The organism is Euzebyales bacterium, assembly GCA_035461305.1.
Classification (GTDB): Bacteria; Actinomycetota; Nitriliruptoria; order Euzebyales; family JAHELV01; genus JAHELV01.
Window position 1 is genome coordinate 23,771 of the sequence record DATHVN010000210.1, and the last position, 7,706, is coordinate 31,476.

Sequence of the window (7,706 nt, forward strand, 5' to 3'; positions counted from 1 at the left end):
GGTTCGGCGCTCCCAGGGATGTCTCTCGGACCGGGCGTGCGGCTGGTCGTCCCGCTGACGCTCGACACCCAACGGCACAGGGCGCCCACGGCACGACGACCAGGGCAGCTGCGCCGGCTCACACGGCGCTGTTCGCAACGAGCACCGGGGCCCGTGTCGGCGCGAGCCGCAACGCGGAATGCCGGTGGGACCGAATGCCGGCCGGGACCGGACGACAGACGCTAGCTCGCGACCTCCTCGAGGTCGCCCAGGAGCTCGTCCTTGGCGACCACGCCCGCGGCATCGGTGTCCTCGGCGAGCAGGTCCAGCACGGCCTTCTCGAGCTCGCCCTGGTATGCGGGCACGCCGAACCCCGCATGTTCGTCGGCGAACGACACGACGTCGATCACCCAGCCGCTGGAGAAGCGGTCGAACACGCGCGGATCGATGTAGGAGTTGCGCGCGACGGTCGGCGTGTTGCCCAGGTAGTGCGCGACCTCGCGGCACGCTCGCGTGATCGCCCTCCTGTGCCTGGTCGCGTTTCCGAGCGTGCCGCTGACCGACAGGGCGACCGCGGCCAGGACGGTCGCGTTCCACGTGCGGAAGTCCTTGGCCGAGCTCTCGACGCCGCAGTGCTGCTTGATCAGCTCGTTGACGTCGGCCGCGGTCACGTCGACCCACCGGCCGCCCTCGCGGTACGCCAGCAGCTCCGGACCACCGGACCTTCGTCGTCGCAGCCGGCCGACCACCTCGACCACGCTGGAGTCGGCCAGCGACTGGACGCGTCGCTTCCGGCCCTTGGCCGGATAATCGAACTCCACGGTGTCGCCTGACCGGATCGACACGTGCTCCTTGCGGATCGTCGTCAGGCCGACCGGGTCGTCCTCCTCCACGGCGCGCTCGGTGCCGATGCGGAAGAAGCCGTGGTCGAGCAGCCGCACCGCGCAGGCCAGCACCCGCTCCCGGTCAAGCCCGTTGCGCCCGTCGAGCACGGCAACACAGAAGGCGCGGAGGTCAGCGAGCCGGCGCGCGAAGTCGAGCATGTGGTCGAACTTGGCCGCGTCGCGCCGCACACGCCAGTGCGGGTGGTACAAGTACTGGCGGCGGCCCGCGTCGTCGGTCCCGACCGCCTGCAGGTGCCCGTTCGGGTGCTGGCAGATCCACACGTCCCGCCATGCCGGCGGGATCGCCAGGCCGCGGAGCCGATCGAGCACGGTGGGATCGGTGACCTTGTCACCCGACGGCCAGAAGTACTCGAAGCCACGGCCGCGTCCCCGGCGGGCGATGCCGGGCGACGACGGATCGGAGCGACGCAGTTCGACGGCCTTCCATCCTCGTCCACGACGCGAGATGTCGCCGAGCCCGGTTCCGGCACTGTGCGGCGGACCGGCGGCGTCGGTATCCCGACGTCCCCGAACGTCACACGTATCCGCGGCGAACGGCGGTGGACGCGTGCCCGCCAGTTCGTCAGAACGACCCACCACCACCGCCGCCACCGCCGCCGCCGCCGCCGCCCGAGAACCCGCCACCGCCGCCTGCGCCTGACGACGCCGGCGACGACGCGATCTGGCTCGTCGGGATCGCCTCGGCGATCGACGACAACCCGGCGTCGAACCCACCGTACAGGTGGCCGTGGTACCACATGATGGGGTACCAGCCGCCACTGACCTCCTCGAGCTGTGCCTCGGACAGCTTCGAGTTGAGGTTACGCGTCACGGTCTCGGCGACCCCGAGCGGGACGGCGTAGACCAGCCACTCGCCCCACAGCGCGAGGTACTCAGGGCCCCGCTCCGGGATCAGGCTGTAGTCGGTCAGGTACGCCCCGAACCGCCGCCAGCGGTGCTCGAGCACGCGGCCCTCGGGCGTCCGGCGCCGCATCAGCGGGCTTGCGGCCGCCATCGCGATGCCGGCGGCACCCGTCACCACCCCGAGCACGATGTTTGCGCCCAGGAAAGCGGCGCCGACGCCCGCCGCGAGCATGCCGGCGCCTATGACGCCCGACACCCCGATCCAGTGCTTGGCCTCGATCCAGTGCTCGCCGGTCGTGTCGCGGGTGACCGCCGACGTCCAGGACTGCCACCAGCGGTAGGCGTCCTCACGGTTGGACGACACCCACGACTTCAGCGCGCGGTCGGTGGTCTTCGTCCCGCCCGACGCGGCCCTGTCGAACAGCAGCTCCATGACGTCGCGCTCCCATCCGCGCTCCGGTTCCGAACGTCGCTCGAACACGACGACGGGCTCCTCGACGTCGCCGCGCAGCAGACGCTCGCGCGACACCATCTCGCGGCGGAGGACCACGTGGCGGCGGCGCGCGAGATCCATGATCGTGGCGATCAGCGCCTTGTCGGTGACGCTCCCCCAGTTCAGGAGGTAATCGACCAAGGCGGGTGGATGGTCGCTCGGTGGTGCGTGCTCGTAGTCCAGCTCCGCCACCTCGGGCGGCAGCGGATACTCCCTGCCGTGCCGCCGGAACACCTGCCACCAGCCGACGCCGCCACCGACCAGCCCGAGCCCCAGCAGGCCGCTCAACGCCAGCTTGCGGTCCGCATCGGGATCGCAGTCCTGCTCGGGTTCCTCGCCCCGCGCCCGCGCCCGGTCCGCGTTCGCTGCGATTGCCAGGCACTGCTCCTCGGCGAGGACGTCGTCCCGCACGGTCTTGCCGTCGCTCGGAGCCGACGCGAGCGCCTCGGGCGGCATCAGAACGCGCAGCTCGACGAAGGTGTTGGGCGGCAGGTCGTCGACGGCCATGCGCACCTGGTTCGGCTCGACGCGCTCGACGGTTCCGGTCAGCGGCCCGTGGGCCCAGAAGCGCAGGTCATGGCTGGGCAGCGTCACGTTGACGATGACCTCGTCGGTCGACGTGTCCCAGCGGTCGCCGACGAACTGCCAGTACAGCTCCGACGCGTCCTCGTGGCGCTGGCCGGCGCCCTCGACCCTGTAAGCCAGTGTGATCGTGCGGGAGGTGTCGGTCGGCGGAGGCTGCCAGCACCAGACGACGCGGAAGACGACGTCGTCGGACTGCAGGTCATACGCCCCCGGCACCTTCTCGCCGTCCGGTAAGCATGCCCCGGGCGTGTAGGTGGTGCCGCGGTCGTCGGTCAGTCTGGTCAGGCTCGCGCGCTGCCCGTCGCGCAGCGGGATCTCGATGAGTGCACCCTGGAACGAGCCGTCGTAGACGAACTCGCGTTCCTCGACGACCTCCATCGACCCGTCCTCGGACACCTCGGCGCTGATCCGCAGCTCCCCGATGCGCTCGAATCTGGCCTGCGAACGTGACGTGCCAGGGGTCGAGAGCACGACCAGGACCGCGGCGGCGAGGACCACGGCGACGACTGTGAGGGCGGCGCGGGACCGTCGGCGCCACGCTCCGGCTTGGCCAGGCGTCGGCCTCACGAGCACCGGGTCCGGGGTGTTCGCACGATCCCGCGCCGAGCGCATCCTTGCCAGCCGCCGTCTGCTCACACTGTCATTCCCACTCAATTGTCCCAGGCGGTTTGGAAGTGATGTCGTAGGCGACCCTGTTGACCCCGTCGACCTCGCCGACGATCCGGCTTGCGATCCGCTCGAGCACGTCCCAGTCGAGACGAGCGAAGTCCGCGGTCATGGCGTCCTCGCTCGTGACGGCCCGCACGATGATCGGGTATCCGTAGGTCCGCTCGTCCCCCTGTACCCCGACGGCGCGGACGTCCGGCAGCACGGCGAACGACTGCCAGACGTGCTCGACGTCCGCGTCGCGCTCGCCATACGACACGGCCGCCCGGTCGAGCCCGGCGCGGCGCAGCTCCTCGAGCACGACGCGGTCCGCCGCCCGCACCAGGTCGAGGCGCTCGGCGGTCACCTCGCCGATGATCCGCACGGCCAGGCCTGGACCTGGGAACGGCTGGCGCCACACGATCTCGGGCGGCAGGCCGAGCTCCTCACCGACCCTGCGCACCTCGTCCTTGAACAGCCAGCGCAACGGCTCGACGAGCTCGAACGCCATGTCGTCGGGCAGCCCGCCGACATTGTGGTGGCTCTTGATCGTCGCCGCCGAGCCGTGGCCTGACTCGATCACGTCGGGGTACAGGGTGCCCTGCACCAGGAACCGCGCATCCCCGGCGTGGTCGCGCGCCGCCTCCTCGAAGACGCGGATGAACTCGGCGCCGATCCGCTTGCGCTTGGACTCGGGGTCCGTGACGCCCGCGAGCTGCTCCAGGAAGCGGTCGGCGGCCTTGATGACGACGAGCCTGCTGTCGCTGTAGGCCCCGAACGCCTCCTCGACCAGGCGGCGCTCGTCGTGGCGCAGCAGGCCGTGGTCGACGAACACGCACGTCAGCTGGTCTCCCACGGCATCGGCCACGATCGCGGCGGCGACGGCCGAGTCGACGCCACCGGACAGCCCGCAGACCAGGCGGTCGCCGCCGACCCGGGCACGGATCGCCTCCACCTGCTGCGCGATGACCGAGTGAGCCGTCCACGTGCGCCGAGCGCCGATCTGCGACAGGAAGGTGTCGAGCACGACGCCGCCCAGCAGCGTGTGGCTGACCTCCGGGTGGTACTGCACGCCGTAGAGTCCACGCCGAGGGTCCTCGATGCCCGCGACCGGCGTGTCGGCGGTGCTCGCGATCACGCGGAAGCCCTCGGGGGCGCGGGTCACCGCGTCACCGTGGCTCATCCAGACGGTCTGGTCGGCGGGCTGACCGCGCAGCAGGACGCTGTCGGTGTCGGCACGCAGCATGGTCCTGCCGTATTCGCCGCGCCCGGTGCGCGTGACCTCGCCGCCGAGCTCCTGCGCCAGCAGCTGATGGCCGTAGCAGATGCCGAGCACAGGGATGCCGCACGTGACCAGATCGGGATCGATCCGCAGCGCGTCGTCGGCGTAGACCGACGTCGGACCACCCGACAGGATGATGCCGGCGGGCGCGCGGGACATCACCTCGGCGGCGGTGATGTCGTGTGGCACGATCTCGCTGTAGACGTGCCGCTCGCGGACCCGCCGCGCGATGACGTTGGCGTACTGGGCACCGAGATCGATGACGAGCACGGTGTCGTGTGCGGAGGTCACCACGGGCCGGCCCTCCTGGGGCATCGGGCGTTGACGTTCGTCCACAGGGTAGACACGTCGGACACCCAACCTGCAACCACCTGCCCGCCGGGCGACGAACGCGAGGAGCCGATGATGACCGATGAACCGACCCGCCGCGAGATCGGCGCTGCCGTGCTCCGGGTCATGCATGACGACATCACGACGCTGGACGTCGACGCCGTCGTCAACGCCGCCAACGAGCGTCTGGCCCACGGCGGCGGGGTCGCGGCGGCGCTCGCCCGCGCGGGCGGCGACGAGGTGCAGCGGGAGTCGGACGACTGGGTCGCGGAGCACGGACCGGTGCGCCCGGGCACGGCCGCGGTGACGACCGCAGGTCGCATGCCAGCGCGGATGATCATCCACGTCGTCGGCCCGCGGTATCGCGACGACCACAACAACGCCGCGTTGCTCGAGCAAGCGGTGCGCGCGGCGCTCGACGCTGCCGACGGCGCGGACGCGACATCGATCGCGCTGCCGGCGATCTCCGCGGGGATCTTCGGCTACCCGCCACCGGAGGCCACCGCGGTCATCGCCCGCACGTGCGCGACCTGGCTGTCCGGGGCCGATCGCAGCATCCGGGACGTTGCGCTCGTCGGCTACGACGCGGCCACCGCGGAGCTGTTCTCGGAGGCGCTCAGACATGTTCCGTGACATCTGGAACATGTAATCTTATCAGGACGCTGCGTAGCCTTCATCCGGGTGGCGCGACGCACGGACCTCCCGGCCAACAGCCCCGACCAGGCCGGCGCCCGGCGACCCGAGCTGATGCTGCCGCTCGACGACCTGCCGGAAGCCTGGACGCCTGGAGGGCGCGCCGGTCCACGCCGTGTCAGACCTGATCGACGTGGTGCACCGGCTGACCCGCGCGATGGTGTCGCCGACGGACCGACGACGCCACTGCGTTCCGGCGTCAGCTGCGGCCCGAGCTTGCCACGTAGCCCTCGGCGGTGAGGTAGCCGATGATACGGGCGGCGGCCTCCTGCGGCGAGCAGGTCGTCGTGTCGATCGTCAGCTCCGCGTCCGTCGGCTCCTCGTAAGGGTCGGAGATGCCGGTGAACTCCTTGATGATCCCCTCGCGCGCCTTGGCGTACAGGCCCTTGCGGTCACGCTCCTCGCACACCTCCAGCGGGGTCGAGACGTGCACGAGGACGAACCCGCCGCCGGCCTCGACCATGTCGCGGACGTCCTGGCGAGTCTGCGCATACGGCGCGATCGGTGCGCACACCGCGATGCCGCCGTGCTTGGTCACCTCGGACGCGACGAAGCCGATGCGGCGGATGTTCAGGTCGCGGTGCTCCTTGGAGAAGCCGAGCTCGGACGACAGGTGCTTGCGCACCAGGTCGCCGTCCAGGAAGGTGATCGACCGGCCGCCGAGCTCCAGCAGCTTGGTCTGCAGCACGTTGGCGATCGTCGACTTGCCCGACCCCGACAGCCCGGTGAAGAACACCGTGAAGCCCTGGCGGTCACGCGGCGGATGCGTGCGGCGCAGCTCCTCCGCCACGGCCGGGAACGTGAACCAGCTCGGGATCTCCTCTCCGGTCTGCAGCTTCTCGCGCAGCTGCGTGCCGGAGATCGACGCCGTCCTCGTGCTCGCGGGTACCTCGTCGACTGGCGCGTAGCGCCCTTTGTCGGGCAGGTACACCATGAGCTGGAAGGGCACCATCTCGATGCCCAACTCGTCGGTGTGCTTCTTGAGCAGCTCCTGGGCGTCGTAGGGGCCGTAGAACGGCGTGCCGTTGGAGTCGCTGCCCGGGCCGGCATGGTCGCGACCGACGATCAGGTGGGTGCAGCCGAAGTTCTTGCGGATGATGGCGTGCCACAGCGCCTCCCGCGGGCCACCCATGCGCATCGCCAGCGGCAGCAGCGACAGCTCGGCGAGGTGGTCGGGGTAGGTCTCGAGCAGCGCCTCGTAGCAGCGCACGCGCGTGTAGTGGTCGACGTCACCGGGCTTGGTCATGCCGACGACTGGGTGGAGCAGCAGCGCGGCTTCGGCATCGCGGGCCGCACGCAGCGTCAGCTCCTGGTGCGCGCGGTGCATCGGGTTGCGCGTCTGGAAGGCGACGACGCGGTCCAGGCCTCGGTCGTCGAACCGCTGGCGCAGCTGCGCCGGGGTCAGGCGGCGGTCGACGAAGTCGTAGTGCACCGGCCGGTGGACACCCTCGATCGTCCCGCCGACGTAGAAGGGGTGGGTGCGCCGTAGCACGTGCTCGGCGCCCGGGTGCTCGCTGTTGGTGGTGCCGAAGACCGCCGCGGCCTCGGCGACGCGGTCGGGCTGGTAGACGTCCTCGACGTGCAGGACCGCCAGCATCACGCCCTCCTGGTCGCGGAGCGCCAGGGACCCACCCGGCGCCAGCGCCTCGGCGGTGTCTGCGTCGACGTCGAGCGTGATGGGCATCGACCACAGCGTGCCGTCGGTCAGCCGCATGTCGGCGCGGACGCTGGCGTGGTCGGCCTCGGTCATGAACCCGCGCAGCGGCGAGAACCCACCGTCGAGGAGCAGCTCGAGGTCGCACAGCTGGCGCGGCGTCAAGTCCCAGGACGGCCAGGCCTTGGCCTGCTTCCGCAGTTCCAGCGCCCGTGCGTCATCGACGAGCAGGTTCACGAGCGTTCCACCGTGCGGCGGGTTCAGGGCAGTCATGTATCGCTCCGCGCGAATAGATGT

General features: G+C 70.8%; 5 protein-coding genes. 1 reads left to right on the top strand and 4 read right to left on the bottom strand.

The genetic code is table 11. From position 1 onward, the window contains the following. Positions 1–221: 221 nt before the first annotated feature. The 3 genes from VK923_19275 to guaA form a co-directional block, all read right to left on the bottom strand. The gene (locus tag VK923_19275) at positions 222–1,466 is read right to left on the bottom strand and encodes a hypothetical protein (GenBank protein ID HSJ46822.1); all 1,245 of its coding nucleotides are present in this window, start codon (positions 1,464–1,466) and stop codon (positions 222–224) included. Next, entirely contained in the window at positions 1,447–3,303 is a 1,857-nt protein-coding gene (locus VK923_19280; protein ID HSJ46823.1) for a DUF2207 domain-containing protein, read from the bottom strand. Before VK923_19280 ends, VK923_19275 begins: the two co-directional genes overlap by 20 nt. 142 nt (positions 3,304–3,445) lie before the next feature. Continuing rightward, positions 3,446–5,026, bottom strand: coding sequence for a glutamine-hydrolyzing GMP synthase (gene guaA / locus VK923_19285; protein ID HSJ46824.1), 1,581 nt, complete (start codon positions 5,024–5,026; stop codon positions 3,446–3,448). Between the two features lie 111 nt (positions 5,027–5,137). On the opposite strand from guaA, the gene VK923_19290 reads away from it, so the two are divergent. Then, entirely contained in the window at positions 5,138–5,695 is a 558-nt protein-coding gene (locus VK923_19290) for a macro domain-containing protein (GenBank protein HSJ46825.1), read from the top strand. A 259-nt stretch (positions 5,696–5,954) separates the two neighbouring features. Here VK923_19290 and VK923_19295 read toward each other — a convergent pair. Next, a partial coding sequence (locus VK923_19295) for a bifunctional sulfate adenylyltransferase/adenylylsulfate kinase (GenBank protein ID HSJ46826.1) occupies positions 5,955–7,706 on the bottom strand: 1,752 nt, incomplete at its 5' end.

Coding starts and splice junctions, on each gene's coding strand:
- VK923_19290 (HSJ46825.1), top strand. CDS start 5,138: ATGACCGATGAACCGACCCGCCGCGAGATCGGCGCTGCCGTGCTCCGG.